At 38.8% G+C, this 19037-nt stretch carries 11 protein-coding genes; 4 read left to right on the top strand and 7 right to left on the bottom strand.

Features of this window, described 5'->3' with window-relative positions; genetic code table 11:
* Positions 1–113: 113 nt before the first annotated feature.
* The 6 genes from ppc to ACSVDH_RS08220 all read right to left on the bottom strand — a co-directional run bounded on the left by ppc (position 114) and on the right by ACSVDH_RS08220 (position 12961).
* Positions 114–2876 carry a phosphoenolpyruvate carboxylase gene (gene ppc / locus ACSVDH_RS08245; RefSeq protein WP_439252261.1) on the bottom strand — a complete coding sequence of 921 codons (2763 nt, stop codon included), beginning with the start codon at positions 2874–2876 and terminating at the stop codon, positions 114–116.
* Between the two features lie 206 nt (positions 2877–3082).
* Positions 3083–3859: an alpha/beta fold hydrolase gene (locus ACSVDH_RS08240; RefSeq protein ID WP_439252260.1), complete on the bottom strand. Its 777-nt coding sequence runs from the start codon at positions 3857–3859 to the stop codon at positions 3083–3085.
* A gap of 294 nt (positions 3860–4153) precedes the next feature.
* The gene (locus ACSVDH_RS08235; protein WP_439252259.1) at positions 4154–6385 is read right to left on the bottom strand and encodes a HAMP domain-containing sensor histidine kinase; all 2232 of its coding nucleotides are present in this window, start codon (positions 6383–6385) and stop codon (positions 4154–4156) included.
* Positions 6363–7055, bottom strand: coding sequence for a response regulator transcription factor (locus ACSVDH_RS08230; protein ID WP_299092980.1), 693 nt, complete (start codon positions 7053–7055; stop codon positions 6363–6365). The genes ACSVDH_RS08235 and ACSVDH_RS08230 overlap by 23 nt, the downstream gene beginning before the upstream one ends.
* Before the next feature lie 446 nt (positions 7056–7501).
* Positions 7502–11818, bottom strand: coding sequence for a rhamnogalacturonan lyase family protein (locus ACSVDH_RS08225; protein WP_439252352.1), 4317 nt, complete (start codon positions 11816–11818; stop codon positions 7502–7504).
* Positions 11819–12157: 339 nt separating this feature from the next.
* Positions 12158–12961, bottom strand: coding sequence for a rhamnogalacturonan acetylesterase (locus tag ACSVDH_RS08220; protein WP_439252258.1), 804 nt, complete (start codon positions 12959–12961; stop codon positions 12158–12160).
* Positions 12962–13247: 286 nt separating this feature from the next.
* Between ACSVDH_RS08220 and ACSVDH_RS08215 the strand changes: the two genes are divergently transcribed.
* The 4 genes from ACSVDH_RS08215 (at position 13248) to ACSVDH_RS08200 (ending at position 17688) form a co-directional block, all read left to right on the top strand.
* Positions 13248–14270 carry a LacI family DNA-binding transcriptional regulator gene (locus ACSVDH_RS08215; protein WP_299093011.1) on the top strand — a complete coding sequence of 341 codons (1023 nt, stop codon included), beginning with the start codon at positions 13248–13250 and terminating at the stop codon, positions 14268–14270.
* A gap of 78 nt (positions 14271–14348) precedes the next feature.
* Positions 14349–15509, top strand: a complete 1161-nt coding sequence (locus tag ACSVDH_RS08210; protein WP_299092985.1) for a Gfo/Idh/MocA family protein — start codon at positions 14349–14351, stop codon at positions 15507–15509.
* A gap of 102 nt (positions 15510–15611) precedes the next feature.
* A complete protein-coding gene (locus ACSVDH_RS08205; protein WP_439252257.1) occupies positions 15612–16355 on the top strand; it encodes a ThuA domain-containing protein in 744 nt (247 codons plus the stop codon).
* 235 nt (positions 16356–16590) lie between these two features.
* A complete protein-coding gene (locus tag ACSVDH_RS08200) occupies positions 16591–17688 on the top strand; it encodes a Gfo/Idh/MocA family protein (protein WP_439252256.1) in 1098 nt (365 codons plus the stop codon).
* Between the two features lie 46 nt (positions 17689–17734).
* Here the strand turns inward: ACSVDH_RS08200 and ACSVDH_RS08195 are convergent, their stop codons facing one another.
* The gene (locus ACSVDH_RS08195; RefSeq protein WP_439252255.1) at positions 17735–18760 is read right to left on the bottom strand and encodes an acyltransferase; all 1026 of its coding nucleotides are present in this window, start codon (positions 18758–18760) and stop codon (positions 17735–17737) included.
* Positions 18761–19037: the final 277 nt, after the last annotated feature.

The raw sequence follows: 19037 nt of genomic DNA, 5'->3' as shown, positions 1-19037 counted from the left end.
AAAGAAATAGTGTAGGTAAAATGATAAAGGGTCAGACCCCTCTAACACAATATATCGGATCTATATAGCTAGAAATCCTATATATTAGTGTCTGTGAGGTCTAACCCTTTTTATCAACCTGTATTACGTAAACCAGCCGCAATACCGCTAATTGTTAATAACACTTCTGTTAATAGCTCTTCATTTGGCTCTTCTTGTTCACGAAGTTCCTTGATCAATTCAACCTGAAGGAAGTTTAATGGGTCCACATATGGATTTCTGCGGTGAACCGATTCTTTAATATTTGGTGTATGGTCTAGTAGTTCCTCATCACCTGTAATTTTGAGAAGAATAGCTTTTGTTACTTCATATTCTTCAACAATGTTGCCGAAAATACGGTCTGCAATTTGCTTGTCTTTTACAAGATCAGTGTATTCCTTAGCTGTTGTAATGTCAGCCTTCATTAGTGCCATTTGCAGATTATCAATGGTTGAACGGAAGAACGGCCATTCTTCATACATGCGCTGTAATAGCTTTAAGTTTTCCTCGTCCTTTGAAGCAAAGCTTTCCAATCCGGAACCTGCTGCGTACCATCCAGGTAAAAGCTGACGGCTTTGTGTCCATGCGAAAACCCAAGGAATCGCACGTAAGTCTTCAAAGCGATTGCGGTTTTTACGCTTCATAGGACGAGAGCCAATATTTAATTCTGCAAGCTCATTCAATGGTGTTGCTTCTGTAAAATACGTTAAGAAATCAGGATCCTCAAACACAAGCGATTGATACTTTTTAAGCGAAACCGCTGAGATTTCTTCCATTGCTTTTTCCCAAACCGTTTCACGTAAATGCTGCTGCTCTGACCCCTTCGCAAGGTTAACAGAAGCTTCAAGCAATGTTGAAGTTGCCTGTTCTAAGCTGCGGTAAGCAATATCCTCTAGCAGGTAGCGAGAAGATAACACTTCACCCTGTTCCGTAATTTTCACCCCTTCGCCCAGTGTTTCCGCTGGCTGGGATAAAATGCTTCTGTTTAATGGACCGCCTCCGCGACCTAATGAACCGCCGCGGCCATGGAAGAATTTCAATCCAATTCCATAGCGTTTTGCCATATCATGGATTTCAAGCTGTGCTTTATATAGCTTCCAGTTTGCCGTTAACGTACCGCCATCTTTACTTCCGTCAGAATAACCAAGCATGATTTCTTGTGAATCGCCATGAATGGTTAGATGATTGCGATAAACATCCATATTAAACAATTTTTCCATAATTTTTGGACCTGCAGTTAAGTCATCAATTGTTTCAAGAAGCGGCGCAACATTTAAATGGCTTTCAACAGTACCATCTGCATGAAGTCGGTAAATGCCCGCTTCCTTAGCAAGCACCAATACTTCAAGCAAATCACTTGCAGATTGTGTCATACTTACTAGGTAAACAAGAATTGATTTTTTGCCGAATGTATCATGGGCCTTCTTAATCATCGTAAAGACCTTAATCATTTCTTGTGTTTCTTTTGAATAATCTTCATTTAACAAAAGAACAGGACGCGGATCTTTGAGAACCGTCTCCAATGTTTTAATTTTTTCTTCTTCAGAGAGGGCAGCATAATTTTCAGCTACTTTCACTTTAGCCAAAATTTCAGTTATGGCTGCCTCATGTTCTCCGCTATGGTTACGAATATCAAGAGTAGCTAAGTGGAATCCAAATAACTGAACTTGACGAATTAATTTTTTGAGCATTTTCAACTGACGATTTGCCGGTTGATGCTTGCTCATGCTTCGCTGAATCATATAAAGATCTTCCAATAATTCCTCAGAAGATTGGTAACCAATGTCAGATTTCCCCACTTCTTTTAGACGTGTCAAAATAACGGCAATTTTCCGACGATAAACCTCATTTTCTACCGGCCATTGTTTATCGCTGCCCATATAAGCTGCTTCATCCTTTTCAACATTCGCAATTAGCTCTTCGCTTACCTCAGTACGTGTTGTGGAATGACTAAAGCGTTTCATGACTTCAATTAATGCTTCCTTATATTTTTTCAGTGCTAGTTCACGTTGTTTTTCTAATGTTTCCCATGTAACCTCTGGTGTAACATTAGGGTTGCCGTCTCGGTCTCCGCCAATCCAGGAACCGAAGCGAAGGAAATTAGGTACTTCCCACTTATAACCTGGAAATTGTTCGCTAAGACCTTCTTCAAGATCCTGATGAATTTCTGGAAGAACATCAAAAAATGTTTGATCAAAATAATAAAGACCATTGCGCACTTCATCCATTACGGTAGGCTTACGATGACGTAATTCATCTGTTTGCCAAAGAATGGTTACTTCATTTAATAAGCTTTCCTCTAGCTTTTTACGCTCTTTTTTCGTAAGCATTTTATTATCTAAGCTTTTTAAAATAGTGGCAATACGCTTTTGAATCTCAATCACTGAACGCTTCGTTGCTTCTGTCGGATGAGCTGTAATAATTAATTCCAGAGATAACGTATTTAATACATTTTGAATGGTATCTACATCAATTTCATTTTCTTTTAATGATAAAAGGGCACTTTCAATTGATGCTGGTTGTACTACTTGGTTATCTTGAAGCTGATATTCACGACGGCGGCGAATGCGGTGATTGGACTCTGCGGCATTGATAAGATGGAAGTAAATCGAAAAGGCGCGAATGACTTGTTTTCGCATCGGCGTGTCCAAGTTCACGATTTCTTCTTTTAGTTCTTTATATGTTTCCTCATCAAAGCTAGTTCGAAGAGACTTTGCCATCATTCTTAATTTTTCTACTTTTTCAAGAAGCTCCGTTCCCCCATGATGAATAAGAATTTCCCCAAGAATATGACCTAGAGATTTTACATCACGACGTAAAGGGATGCTGCTATCATTTGTCTCTATTCTAGTTGTCATAGTGTCACCTTCCCCTAAATTTGCTATTCTATTAAATAGTAAGATAATTCTATCATATCATTATTCGAGAAGAATTTCATCTTAAATTACTAAAATTGATATCTATTTAAGATTAATCTTCCAAGTTTAATCTATAAAATAGATAAACCTTCATAACTAATTCTAAAAATACCCATTTTAAACAGAAAGCAAACATAGAAATTTCACTATTTGATTTCCTTTTTCGTTTCCGAGTTACGTCTTGCTGCTGAATTTGAATGTAGAAATTCCTCATACATTTCGTTAAAGCAGCTGGCTCTAAACATATTCGCAGCATGGCCGGCATGTTTAATTTCTTTATAAATAACGTGCGGGAGTAAGGTTTCTAAATCAGTTAATGTTGATTTGTATAAAGAATCATGATCTCCCATCACCCAAAGAACTGGGACGCTAATTTTTGAAATGTCACTGCGCAAATCATAGGTTAAACGATGATAAATCGCAATTTTTAAGATATTTTCATCAAGTTCAAGACCATATCTATAATAAATTTTACGGGAAATAATCGAATAAGGATCGATTACACTTTCTTTTGGATAAATATCGTGCGAATATTTTCTTAACCATGATGGGTAGTCTTCATTGCGAATCTCCCAATAATGTTTAAACACATCAAATAGAGGGGATGGCGAATTATAATGACCGCCGATAAAGCATAGACTATTCACTTTCCTTTTCCACTTATTTGCAAATAGTATACTTGGATAACACCCATAGCTAAGTGAACATAGATGTGCTTCATTAAGTCCTTCACGCTCAAAAAGGTTCTCTAATTGTGCGACTAAGTTATCCAATGTAAAATCAACAACCTTCCCTCGATCCTCTCCATGGCCAAGTAAATCATAAGAATACGTATTAAAAGAGTGATCGAAGTGCTTCTTTTGTTTATTAAACGCATTTTTTGTGCCAGTTAACCCATGAATAAAAATAATGTTTTCTTTCATTTTTCCTCCAATAATTAAAAATGGTTACTTATACAAATACTAAGCTCATAATGTAAAGACGATATGTTCCAAAACGTTAATTTCATGTAAATAAGAAAAGCGCAAGCTCCTTGATTAGCCTAAGGCAAATAAGACGCTCATGAATAGAAGGCGTTCTTTGCCTTCAATTCATGAGTGGCTTATGCTTGTCGGGGCTAGGCGCTGGAGCTGGGTGTCGAAGCGCTTATATAATTTCTTAAAGCAAAATAAAAGCTGTCCCAAAAAGGTCGGTCCTTTTTCGAGACAGCTTATTTTCTATTCCTGCATTAACCCTAATACAATTGTAACTTTAAACAGATCACCGTCCACATTGATGTCTAGGGAGCCCTCATGCAAATCAATGATTGATTTTGCAATCGCCAACCCTAATCCTGACCCTTCTGTATGACGTGATTTATCTCCGCGTTTGAATCGTTCAAATAATTCATTCACATCATCATTAAGCTCATATTTTGAAATATTTTTAAAGGTAATCATGGCTTCACCATTTACCGCACTGATTGTAATATAAGCTCTTGTGTGTTCAAGCGAGTATTTTAGAATATTACCGATTAAATTGTCGAATACGCGCCATAGCTTTTGACCATCAACAAAGGCATAAACAGGGTTGTCTGGATTTACCACGCGAAATTGAACCCTGGAAGCTTGTATCGCTTCATTCGATTCAGCTAATGCTTGCTGAAGCAGCTGGACAAGATCAATTTTTTCCTTTACAAGTTCAATATTCCCGCTCGCCATTTTGGAGGCTTCAAACAGATCATCGATTAACACTTTTAAGCGCTTAGACTTGCGGTCGATAATTTCAATATACATTTTTCGTTCGTCCTCAGTTAACTTCTGATTTTTTAAAAGCTCAGAATACGTAATAATCGATGTTAAAGGGGTGCGCAAATCATGACTGACATTGGTAATCAACTCGGTTTTGAGCCTTTCGCTTTTCGCTTGGGCCTTTTGTGATGTTTTTACCCCACGCTTCATTGTATTGATATCTTCTGCTAGCCTGGCAAATACGGACCTTCCAACTACCTTTAAATCAGGTTGAAAATCACCATTTGCTAATGCGTGTGCATTGTTGCTAATCTCGTTAAAGTAGCCGGTTCTTTTTATAATAAGAATAAATATCGGTACTGCCACTAGAAAAAAAGCAGGGACATATCCGAGCAAAAATACTGGTTCAACAAAGATAAGAATTGACCCGGCTCCGAATGAAAAGACGATTGCCAAGAGAAGAAATACTTGTGTTCCGATTCTTCGATTCAAAAATGCGTTACTTATCATTTTAAAAAATTGAAAGAATAATGTACTCTTCCAAACATCTTTATCAGGATGTAATGCTTTAAATCGAGAGTATAGATATATTCCTTGGATAACCGTTAAAGCGAAAAAGATCGTCATGAGGATCAGTTGATAAAAAATAATTTCTAATATCCCCATTAGTTGATAACTATAACCTAGATAGGACTGATCAACAATTATAACCATTGTAATGATTGCCGTAATACCAAATAGAAGCATGGCAACATCAATCGGGATTTTATTATATATTCCCTCCCACATTTTCGGGGCAGTTCTCTTAAATATCTTTGTTTTCTTACCAATAATGATACTTACGATCAAAGCAATAACCGATGCGATTGTATAAACCCAAAATACTTTTTGCTGGTTATCATAAGTATAATAATCGACCATAATAAAATTTGAGTTAGGTGTATCGTTAGAAATCCCTATTTTACCTTCATATAAAGCATTTGAGTCATTGTTTAAGTTATTAAGCATCACTTCTTCATATCCAGATATTAAGGGCTGCTCTCTCATGCTAAGATAGCTTTGATTTTTTGTTGGGTAGCTTTGGATGAAAATCATTTTGTCATTATTTATATATGTTTCAACTGATTTGCTTTCTTTTGAAGGAAGGTTCGTGTATACCTCTCCTGTTGTGGTATTTTTTAAATAATAGACAAATGCTTCTTTATATTTTTCATATTCATGTCGATAACCTTCAAGCTCTTTATAATATTCATCTATTTTTTGTTCTTTTTCTTTTACAATTTTCTCCTTGATGTACTCGTCACTTTCAAAATTTTTCGTGATATCTTCAATTTTTTTATCTCTTTCCTTGATATAAATATCAGCAACTTTTTGATCTTCATTTGCTTGTGCTTCATCAATTCTAGATTGATACTGTTGTTCAATACTAGTAATTTGTTCGGTGAGGTCACCATATCTGAAACGGTACTCTTCAATTTCTTCATCTGAAACGGTTATCGATTTTTTTAGCTCTGCTTTTTCTTCATAAGATATTTCAAATGCATTAATATACATGAATAATTGCCCAAGCGTGTCTTCAAATTGGGAGGTGTTAAAATAACTTTGCTTCATATAATCGTTCTCATCATTTACTAGTGCGGTCAAAACACCGCTTATTCCAAAAGTAAGTAAAATAAACCATGTGACAATGGCAATTCTACTTTTCCATTTTGTATCCAATTCCCCATACCACCTTTAAATATCTCGGATTTTTAGGGTCGATTTCAATTTTTTCACGAATTTTACGAATATGTACAGCAACAGTGTTTTCTGCGTTATAGCAAGGCTCCTTCCACACCCGTTCGTAAATTTCAGAGATAGAGAATACTCGACCCGCGTTGACCATCAAGAGTTCCACGATTTTATATTCAATCGGTGTTAATTTAACCGGCTCGCCATTTACCGCTACTTCCTTTGCTGATTGGTCAATGGTAAGTCCGTTTAAATCAATTGTTTTCTTTATCCCTTCAAACGGTCCTAATTTTACATATCTTCTTAGCTGTGATTTGACTCTGGCAATCAGTTCTAATGGATTAAAAGGCTTTGTCACATAATCATCAGCACCGACCTGCAAACCTAAGATCTTGTCGGTATCTTCACTTTTTGCACTTAAAATAATGATTGGGATGTTTTTATCCTCACGTATTTTAAATGTTGCAGCAATACCATCCATTCTAGGCATCATAATATCTAATAAAATTAAGTGGACTTCATGTTCATTTATATATTCGATCGCTTCTATGCCATCCTTTGCTTTAAGCACGGTCATACCTTCATTTTTCAAATATATTTCAATCGCATCACGGATTTCTTTATCATCATCTACTACTAATACAACATAATCATTCATCTCCACATACCTCCTTTCCAAATTATAACATGAGTTTCATTTGCTTTTGATGACCTTAGTATAAACAGGAGATCTTAAAATAAAGATAGGGGAAAAATGAAGAATTTCTTAAACTTGAACAAAAGCGCAAGCTCCTTGGTCATCGCCGTATAAACTGGAGGAGCATCGACTGAGATAAAGGAAACACGGTAAGCAAAGCGAACCGATGTTGACTTATCGCAGGGAGATGATCTGAAGTTTGATAGGCGATAGGGAGGTGCTAGACACCAAAACTAAGTTCAAATTTTATGTTTATTACCTTTAAATAAAAACAAGAAAAAACCTCCATAGCACTATGGAGGCTCTTCAATTTATTCGTTTTTCATATAGGAAAGTATCAGGGGGGATACTGTCATTTTTTTACTACCCCCTGTTTGAACATCATAAACCTAATAATCTTACTTTTTTTATTTTTTAAGAGCTGTTGTATCAGGTCTTTTGATTTCCACTACATCAATACTAGGTGCTGGGGGCTTCTCCATTCCCTCACCGATAAAAAAGCTTGGATGCGGCGGTTGGTTGTACCCGACATTTTGCCATGCAATCGCTAATCGGTATTGCGGATCATGCATGAGCGTAAAGAGGCGATGATCTGTTTGCTCTGTTGTCGTAAAGATGCGTAATGCACTGCTATCTTCTGTACGCCAAATGATTTCCTCACGCCAATCGCCAAATAGGTCTGCTTGCAGCGCCGGAGTACCTTTCGTTGAGTTGTTAGAAAGGGTTCCTTCTGCAGTAAGCAAGTTTACTAGCTTGTTATTTTCATAATCACATTTGTCGATCTTACCTGCTCCTGTGCCTTTTGCTTCATCGTATTGGTGATCAGCTAATTCGCGAAGTAAATCACCATCCCACCAAATCGCAAAATTAGAGGTAGGAATACGATCAGAAATTTTTTCGCCTGTTGCTGTATGCAAACCGCCAACCTGGCTGTTCCACGCACCTGAAATGGCCCATGCTTCTGCACCAGCATGTCTTGGATCAATATCTGCGATCAGGCCTCTGCCTGTATCCTGGCCTGTTTTTTGGCCCCAAATGATTTCACCAGTTGCAGCATCCCGCATATCATAGCCATATTCCGCACTTTTATTTTCTTGTACAGCATATACTTCAAGCCCTTGGCGTTCTGGGAGGAAATCACTTACATGAAGAGCATCACCATGACCTAAGCCTGTTGTATATAATCCTGTACCGTCATCATCCACAACCATTTGGCCGTATACGATTTCATCCTTCCCATCCTTATCAACATCAGCAATGCTTAAAGAATGGTATCCTTGTCCGGCATATTCGCTGTTTCCTTCCTCTTGAGAGTCAAACGTCCACTGTTTTGTCAGCTGTCCGTCTCTCCAATTATAGGCAGTTAACACCGTTCTTGTATAATAACCGCGTGCCATCACGATACTTGGGCGTTCTCCATCAAGATAAGCAACCCCGGCTAAAAACCGATCGACACGGTTTCCGTATGAATCTCCCCATGAAGCGACATCACCGCGTGGCGGTTCATAGTTTGTGGATTGAAGCGCCTTGCCTGTCTTGCCATCAAAGACCGTTAAGAATTCCTCTCCTTGCAAGATATATCCCGAGCTATTGCGATGATCTGCATCTGTTCTTCCGATGACATTTCCTTGACCATCAATCGTTCCATCCGCTGTCTTCATGGCAATTTCAGCTGTTCCATCACTATCAAAATCATAAACTAAAAATTGGGTATAGTGAGCTCCAGCCCGAATGTTTTTCCCTAAATCAATGCGCCATTTTAATGTTCCATCAAGCTCATAGGCATCAATATAAACATTCCCGGTATACCCTGCTTGAGAGTTATCCTTTGAATTTGTTGGATCCCATTTTAACACCAATTCATATTCTCCATCACCATCAAGATCTCCAACACTTGCATCATTTGCACGATAGGAATATGGATCACCAAGTGGTGTTATCCCATCCTCAGGCTTTTGCAGGGGCACATCTAAATAATTTTTACTGAGAACCTTTGTTGTCTCTTGTTGTTTTAGTTCTTTTCCAGCTTCAACCGCTCGAATTTCATAGATTGAATCCATTTCTCCATATTTATCCATATAGTTCGTGCTGTCTGTAATTGGTGAAGAGGTTATTTTCTCGCCATCCCGATAAATATGGAAGCCTACTGTGTCTGGGTCTGTTCCTAATAGCCTCCAGCTGACAAACACACCTTCCTCCGTTTGTACCGCAACCGGTGAACGGCCTAAATCCTCCATTTGCCGTTTCAACACCGTAACAGCTGGTGTTTTAATAGTTTCTGATAGCTCGGAAATTCCACCTGCATTAACAGCTGCAACCTTATAATAATAAGGAATGGTTGTCAACACAGTTTCATCGATATATCTTGTCTTATCCGTTTTGCCAACTAAGACGAACTCTCCATCAGCTTTTTCTGAACGATAAATATTGTATGTGATCGCATCTTCCACCTTATCCCATTTAATAGTAAGATCATGTTTTTTCACTTTTGCTACTTCTAGATTCTTTGGTGCTTCTGGTACTGGCTGGGAAGGGTTAATCATGGAAACCTCAAACGGCATAGATGGAACCGTCTCCACATTCGCCCTGTCGATGGTTGTAACTGTGTATTCATATTTTAGACCAACATTAACAGTTGTATCTTTAAAGAAATTTGTTTCCGATTGGCCAACCAATTCATTTGCATCTGTGCCAGCCACTTTCCGATAAACATTGTATTTCTCCGCATCCTCAACTGATTTCCAAGAAAGGGTGACAGAAGGTTTTGAAGGATCAAGGTTTTTTTCCTCCACCTTAAGTTCTGAAGGAGCGAGCAATATTGGTGTCAGATCCACACCATTGACAATCCCTGTTGAACCGCCAAACTGAAAATTCATTTGGCCATCCTTAACAGATACTTCAGGAATCAGCTTCTCTGTATAATTATTTTTCGGTGCTGAAATTTGTCCATAATCCTGTCCTTCGATTTGAACAGTTGTTCTAGCACTTCCTGAGAAATCTCCTACATACACTTTTACGGCATAAAGCCCGTTTGGTACATCTGCATTAAATTTCCAGCCAACATTGAAATAACCAAGCCAGTCACGAAGAAGGTCACCGCCTGTTCCGCGATCCCTGCCGATCATCCCTGTTGCATCGACAATTCCGAAGCCTCTTTCAGAAGTATATAATGTTGAAAGATTTACTTCCGTATAGCCTTCAGCCACTGGCGTACCAGCTAAGCCAAAATCAAATTTTATTGTAGCTTGTTTTGTTTGGATGGTAACAACATCAGATTTCTCAGATTCACCTTTGCCGTTAACCGCCGTTACAACGACATCATAGGATTTACCTTCCTCCATTCCTGTCATGCTTAATCTTGGAACCGTTGCTGTTCCGATTAAATCAAAGGTGGATTCAGTTGAAGGTTTGCGATAAACTTTATAAATATCTGCTGTTTCCACCTCATTCCAAGTCAAAACAGCTCCTGCGTTGCTGATATTACTTGCCACTAAACCAGTTGGCTTATTCGGTACAGCTGCAGGTGGTTTAATATCAATAACATAGGATGATAATGGAATCTCTAGTTCTTTAATACCGCCAGATAACAATCTGGCAATTTGAATAGCACCATATTCTTGGAAATGAGTATTATCCTGTGAACCATTCGGAAATGCTGGATACATCCCCGGCTCTGTATGAAGAAAAACAGAAAGTGTTCCTTCTGGACCGATCGTATCATAATAAGCAACACTTAAAGAGCTTAGATCAACCAATGGGACATCAAGCTCTTCAGCAACTTCCTTCATTCCTTGAACATATTCAGGAAAGCTGACATTAAATTTGCCTGTATCTGCGTTGAAATCTCTGCGGCCAACAGGTGTAACCAAAATGGCCTCTGCTCCACGTTGACGAGTACCATTCACATATGTTCGTAAATATTCTTTATAATCAGGAACAGAAGTATAGCGTTCAGGTCGACTGATGGTTGCATCATTATGCCCAAACTGAATTAACAGGTAATCATTCGGTTTTATATTTCGCAAAATTGTATCAAGTCTGCCCTCATTATAAAAAGTCTTCGTACTTCTTCCGCCGATGGCATGATTATCAAAGGCAAGCTCAGAGCTGAAAAAACGAGAAATCATTTGACCCCAGCCCGCTTCTGGACGCCAATATTCATCATAAGTCTGAACAGTAGAGTCACCTGCCATAAATACGGTTGGGTGCTCACCCGCTGTACGTTCTGGAAGCTTTTCAATAATTAGTCCATTTAATTTTGGTGCTGAACCGGTAAATTCGATGGTAAGTTGTCCATCTATGAGTGCGATTTCAAACGTACGTTCAATATATTGGCCTGATTGAATTGAGGTATTTTGGATCTTCTGGATGCTTTCAGCCTTCACGCCAATTTCAGTCGCTTCTTGTTCATCACCAGAAATCACGGTAACTGAATAATCTCCTTTAGGCAGATCAACATTGAAGGAGGTTTCTATAGTTGTGATATAATCTGATTTTAATGGATCAGAACCAGTCCGATCGAAAGCTGTTACCTTGGAGGGATCGGCAAAACCATATTTGCTTTCGGCCGTATAACCTGTTTCAGGAGTAACCTTTGTATAGCCCTCCATAACCGGGCCCGTTTCAATACCAAAATCAAATTTCTTTACTTCAAACTCTTCTGCATTCGCTTGATGGGGAAAAACTGGAACTGATGACAATAGGAGTAATAAACTAAGAAGCATTGCAAAAATCTTATTTCCTTTGTTTGTTCGTTTCGTGGCCAATAAGTTTCCATCCTTTCAATATATAATATAAGCACCCTTCCATTTCGATGCTTCACCTCCATCCCACCAATAGAAAGCGCTTACAGGTAAATATTATCCGCTTGGCCATTTATTGGATATATAAAAAACAGATATTGTTGTTTAAAAAACAGATATGATCTAAAAAATAAATCTATTTAACTAACACTATTTTTATGACCTTAGGACTATACAAACTTAGTGTTTTGTTCTAAATGTACTTTTTCCAGTGTAAAAAGAACGAATAAAAAGCCTCCATAATAGGAGACTTTTATTCGTTCATTTTATCGTTACATAATTTGATAATGGAACATCCAGATCCTTTATTGCGTGAGCCATCAAGTACGCAATTTGATTAGCCCCATATTCCTGGAAATGTGTATCATCTTTAGCCCCATTAGGATAAGCTTTGTACACCCCTGGTTCGATATGTAAAAAGACAGAAAGTGTACCTTTTGGTCCTATTCGGTCATAGTAGGCAATGCTTAGAAGGCTTAAATCCACGAGCGAGGTATCAAGCTCAGCTGCGACCTCTTTCATTCCTTTGACATATTCGGGAAAGCTGCTTTTAAATTTACCTGTTTCCTTGTGAAAATCTCTTCTGCCTACAGGCGTAACTAATATAGGTATTGCGCCACGGGCTCGAGCTCCATTGACGTATAGCTTTAAATAATTTTTATATTCATGCACAGATGTGTAAAGATCATCGCGGTGTTTTTTGGCATCATTATGACCAAATTGGATTAATAAATAATCATTTGGCTTTATATGTCTTAATATTTTATCTAGTCTGCCTTCATTGATAAATGACTTTGAGCTTCTTCCCCTGATTGCATAGTTTTTAAAGGAAATCTTAGGACTAAAAAAATGTGGCAGCATTTGCCCCCAGCCAGCTCTTGGTTTCCATTTTTCAGAATATGTTTGCACTGTTGAATCCCCTGCTATAAAAACCGTTGGATGTTCTCCTGATGTCCGGACGGGAAGCTTCATTGATACAACAGGCACGGAAACCAACAATAAAAGCAAACTTAGGAATATTGCAATATACCGCTTATTCTTCCCTTTTTTTAACAAATGGTTCAAATCCTTCCCCTTTTATATCTTTTTCTCGTTTAAACTGTCTGGTATTTCAGCACTTCAATTAACGTTAAGTTTTGCATCACTTTATCTTTAAGAACAAATACTCACTTTTTTTATCATAACCTATAACAGGTTAGACATGTAATACTTTTCATGCTGAATTGGATTTATTTTAGCCATTTATAAACATCATTTTCATCATTCTAAAAAAGATTTTGAAAATTTCAAAAAACCAATTGACAAATCATAGAATAATAGAGAAAATGTACGCGTGTACATTTTTTTGGAGGTGAATGTCTTAGCTAACAGAAAAGAAGTGGCGAAACTGGCAGGTGTATCTGAAGCCACTGTTTCACGTGTTTTTAATAATATCGGCCCTTTGCGAGAAGAAACAAAACGCAAAGTCTTGCAAGCAGCCAAAGAGCTTAACTACCACCCAAATGCAATCGCGCAAAGCTTTGCAAGGGGGAAAAGCAACAATATCGGTGTGATTGTTCCGTATTTGCCAAAGGTTAACCTAATGTCAACCCATTACTTTTCTGAACTGCTAAGCGGGATTGGTGCCAGGCTCGGTGAATTAGGCTATGGCTTGCTGCTTTTATTTCAATCACCTGATGAGCCAAAAGACTATGTACAGCTGTTTCGTTCTCAAAGAGTAGATGGATGTATTATCCTTGGCTCTAAAAATATTCCTGGTGAAGTTGATGCGCTTGAAAAGCTTCATGACTTACATCTTCCCTACTGTCTTGTAAACCAAACATTTTCTGGCCATTCCTTCCACTCAATTGATGCTGACCATGTGGACGGCAGCTTCCAAGCAGTGTCCTCATTGCTAAGGAAAGGCTTTGAACATGTCATCTTTTTAAATGGCCCTATGGAATTTTCTAATAGTGCCGAAAGGTTACAAGGATATATAAAAGCGATCAGTCAAGCTGAAGTTGCATTCAATGAGAAAATTATTTTTAAAGGAAACTACAGTAGAAAAAGCGGTTTTCAAGCTGCTGCTGAAATTGCACCATTGCTGCCAGACTATAAAGCAATCTTTGCAGCAAATGACCGTATGGCAATTGGACTTATGCAAGGATTAAGTGAACACGGATATACAGCTGGCCATGATTACGCATTAATTGGATATGATGACTCAGAAATCGCCAAAATGACATCCCCTCCACTTAGCACTGTAAAGGTTCCGCTATTTGAAATGGGGCAAATGGCGGCAGAAAAGGTTTTTCAGCTCATTTCCAATGAAGGCAAAATAGCTGGCATTCAACGGCTGCCAGTTACATTGATCGAACGGGCATCATCGCTCTAGCGCCGTTAGAAAAAATAGTGAATGATTATCGGCGCTAGATTTTCACTATAAAAATACAAATAAGAAAAGGAGATTAGTATGGATAAGATTAGAGTTGGCATGATCGGCTATAAATTTATGGGTAAAGCACATAGTCATGCATATCGCGACCTACCATTATTTTTCCCAAAAACACTTCACCCTGAGATGAAGGTGATTTGCGGACGGAATGCACTTGGAGTAGCCGAAGCTGCTGCACAATTCGGCTGGGAGGAATATACAACAGATTGGCAAAGTCTTTTAGAAAGAGATGATATTGATTTAATTGATATCAATGCACCTAGTGATGTACATAAAGAAATAACGATTGCCGCAGCCCAAGCTGGCAAGCATGTTTTTTGCGAAAAACCGTTAGCGCTTACATTGAAGGATTCAAGAGAAATGCTTGAAGTTGTAGAAGCGGCTGGGGTTAAGCATATGGTCGGGTTCAATTATCGATTTGCTCCAGCTGTCATGTTAGCGAAAAAACTGATTGACGAAGGGAAATTAGGCGATATTTATCATTTCCGCGCATGGTTCTTACAAGATTGGCTGGTGGATCCAAACTTCCCGCTTGCATGGAGACTCCAAAAGGAGGTTGCAGGCTCAGGTTCGCATGGAGATTTAGGCGCACATCTCATTGACTTGGCTCATTATTTAATCGGTGACATCGATGAAGTCATCGGGATGAGCGATACATTTATTAAAGAGCGTCCAATTCCAACGAACATGACTGGCTTATCTGCTACCGGCAATGAAAATGCAGAAAAAGGTGAAGTAACCGTTGATGATGCTACACTGTTTTTAGCCAGGTTTGCTAATGGTGCCTTAGGAAGCTTTGAAGCAACCCGTTATGCTTCAGGCCATCGCTGCACAAATTCATTTGAAATAAACGGCTCAAAAGGCAGTGTCATCTTTGACTTCGAACGAATGAATGAACTTCAGGTTTATTTCACCGATGACAGAGAGGATGTTCAAGGCTTCCGTCGCGTATTGGCTACAGACCCTGCTCATGCTTATGCTGAAAACTGGTGGCCGCCTGGACATACAATCGGATATGAGCATACGTTTATACACGAAGTTGTTGAGCTTATGGAAGCACTCCGCGAAAACCGTCAGCCTGTCCCGAACTTCAAAGATGGCGTAAAATGCCAACAAGTTTTGGAAGCGGTTGATCTTTCAATTGATAAACGACAGTGGATTAGGATTTCTGACGTTTAAATAAAGAACGCTAGAATCACGCAGAAAATTGCAAGAATCCACTCGAAAGTTGCAAAATCACTACTGAACCTTATCCATTTATAAAAAAAGGAGTGTTTTCAAATGAAGAAAAGCGCATTAATCGTTTGGGGAGGCTGGGATGGTCATCAACCAGAGGAAGTTGCAGAGATTTTCAAAGGAATTCTGGAGGAGGAAAACTTCCAAGTAGAGATTTCAAATTCACTAGATTCTTATGCAGATCCCGATAAGCTAAAATCACTAGATTTAATCGTTCCTCACTGGACGATGGGAGAAATTGAAAAGAAATATGTAGTAAATATTTCTGAAGCTGTCATGAATGGCGTCGGCTTAGCTGGATGTCATGGAGGAATGTGTGATTCCTTCCGTAACAATGTTGACTGGCAGTTTATGACTGGCGGAAATTGGGTAGCACATCCTGGTAATGATGGTGTGGAATATATGGTCAATATCAAGCATTCGACAAGTCCGCTGTTAGAAGGGTTAACAGACTTTAAAGTGGTAAGTGAACAATATTACCTTCATGTGGACCCGGCTGTAGAGGTTCTTGCCACTACACGCTTCCCGGTTGTTGATGGCCCGCATGCAACAAATAAAGCTGTTGATATGCCTGTCGTATGGACAAAACGATGGGGACAAGGACATGTCTTCTATAATTCATTAGGCCATCAAGCAAATATCGTAGCCATGCCAGAGGTTTCCCTCATTATGCGCCGCGGCTTCCTATGGGCTGCCGAAGGAAAGAAACGAGCTCTAGAATTGGCAGCTTCTGGTGCATCAGGCATCGGAAATGGAAGAGTTTACACTGGAATGGGAGATAGTCAATAAGAAAAGCGCAAGCGCTTTGATCAGCCTAGGGCAAATAAGACGCTCATGAATAGAAGGTGTTCTTTGCCTTCAATTCATGAGTGGCTAGACCCTAGAGGGGCTAGGCGCTGGAGCTAGACACAAAAACTAAGTTAAAATTTTATACTTTCTTACCTTTTAAAAAAAGCGCAAGGCTCCATGCCCTAACTTACTATAACAATGCTTTTATAGAATGAAAAAAATGGAGGGTTACACTATGAAAAAGCTAAAAGTCGGTATTATTGGCTGCGGAAATATTAGTTCCATTTACATGGAGAATGTACAAAAGTTCGATCATCTTGAGCTTATAGCCTGTGCGGATTTAGATGAGCAGCGTGCACAAGCTCAAGCAGAAAAATACGGAGTTCCAAAGGCTTGTTCTGTTGAAGAACTTCTTTCTGATCCTGACATTCAATTAGTTATTAATTTAACGATACCGAAAGCACACGCAGCTGTTTGTATCCAGGCCCTTGAAGCAGGCAAGCATGTTTATACAGAAAAACCTCTTGCTGTTACACGCGAAGAAGGTCAGCTAATTTTAGAAACAGCTAATAAGCATCAGCTTTTAGTTGGCAGTGCACCTGACACCTTTTTAGGCGCTGGGATTCAGACAGCTATTCATCTTATTGAAAAAGGAGAAATCGGGGAACCAATCGGCGCATCTGCATTTATGATTGGCCGAGGACATGAGCATTGGCATCCAGACCCAGCCTTTTATTACGATATTGGCGGCGGCCCAATGTTTGATATGGGTCCTTATTATTTAACAGCACTGGTTTCATTATTAGGACCGATTACAAGAATCTCTGGTTCAGCCCGAATTAGTTACCCGGAACGTACAATCAGCAGCCAACCGAAAGCCGGCACGAAAATTAATGTAGCAACTCCGACACATATTTCCGGTGTCATTGATTTTGCATCTGGTGCCATTGGGACGATTACAACAAGCTTTGATGCCTTTGGCGGCACCTCCCTACCACCAATTGAAATTTACGGAAGCGAAGGCACCCTGCTTGTTCCAGACCCGAATACGTTCGGCGGTCCTGTCAAGATAAGAAAACGTGATGAAAAAGAATTTGTCGAGGTTCCCTTATCATATGGATATTCCCAAAACAGCCGCGGTTTAGGTGTGGCTGATATGGCTAAGGCAATCATTGAAGGAGGCAAATTCCGTGCAAATGGAGATTTGGCCTTCCATGTATTAGAAGCCATGCACGGTTTCCATGATGCGTCAGATAATGGTACACATTATCATATGGAAAGTACGTGTGAAAGACCTGAATCTTTAGCTGTTGAACAACAAGCTTCTAAATAAAATAAACAAAAGCGTCCAGAGCAGTTGCTTTGGGCGCTTGTTACTGCTAATTCGATTTCCCCAGATCTATATGATCTTTCACATGTTGAAGAAAACCATACGCAAGATAGGATAAACTAAACACTATGACAGTATCAACTAGTTTCCAGACGAAATGATCTGAAAAGGAATTCAAGTGCAAAAAGCTTAACGTCTTATCGATCATATCAATAAAAAAGACATGAATCGCATAGATCCCTAAAGCATTTGCTCCAATCCTTGTAAGAAACCTGCCCTTCCCCAGCTGTTTATTCGTTAAGATGTAGGAAAATAGTGAGAATGTTAAAAAGATGGTGGAAATAAAGTATTCTCCGTTTTTTGCCTCAATCACCTTTTCTAAAATAAAGCCTTCGACAACTTGAAGAATACAAAAAAGCGAAACAAATGACAGATATGCTTTCCTGCTTAAATGATTAACATCTGATTCAAGATTTAACGCAAAGAAAAAACCTAACGTCGTATAAAATATGCCAATAAATAAAGCATCACGGGTGTTTAGTGGAAATTCATAAAAGATAGCATAGGATTGCCCAAAAAGCCCTATTATGTTCAATACAAATGCAACGATGATGAGAATGTTTATCTTCTTCATCTTAAAAAAGAGATAAATAATGGTGATGCTCCATATTAAAGCGGGTAAAAACCATAATTGGTATCCGCTTGTCCCTTTTCCGTAATACAATACATTCAGCAATGTAAAATTTTTAACATAGTCCATTACATCACTCTGTAAATCATGGCTGCTTAATACGAGTATGAGAATATCATACATGGCATAGAAAACTACCCAGCAAACGTAAAGTTTTAAGATTTTAAGCACATATCTTTTAAAGTACCTGAAAGTTTTTCCATCTCGCTTCATTTTTTTCCCGAATAAATAGCCTGATGTTGAAAAGAAAAAAGGAACAGCAAATCTAGAAAGATTATCAAGAACGAACAGTCCAAAGATGCTATCCTTTGGGACAGTGTGAATAGTGACTACTGCTAATATCGCGAAAAATTTAATAAAATCTATGGCATAATTCCTGTCCATTTTGCCTCCTAGAGACTTTTAAAATATGAATATGCCCTTTTATTATTTGCCATCTTAGAGTAATCATTCCGTTTATTTAGAAAAGCGCAAGCGCCTTGATCAGCCTAGGGCAAATAAGCGCTCATGAATAGAAGGTGTTCTTTGCCTTCAATTCATGAGTGGCTAGACCCTAGAGGGGCTAGGCGCTGGAGCTAGACACTAAAACTAAGTACAAAATTTTATACTTTCTTACCTTAATAAAAAGACTGAGCTTTGTACAGAAGAACTGCTCTTCCAT

The organism is Metabacillus sp. Hm71 (assembly GCF_051842955.2).
Lineage (GTDB): Bacteria > Bacillota > Bacilli > Bacillales > Bacillaceae > Metabacillus.
This window is presented reverse-complemented; position numbering and strand designations above follow the sequence as displayed.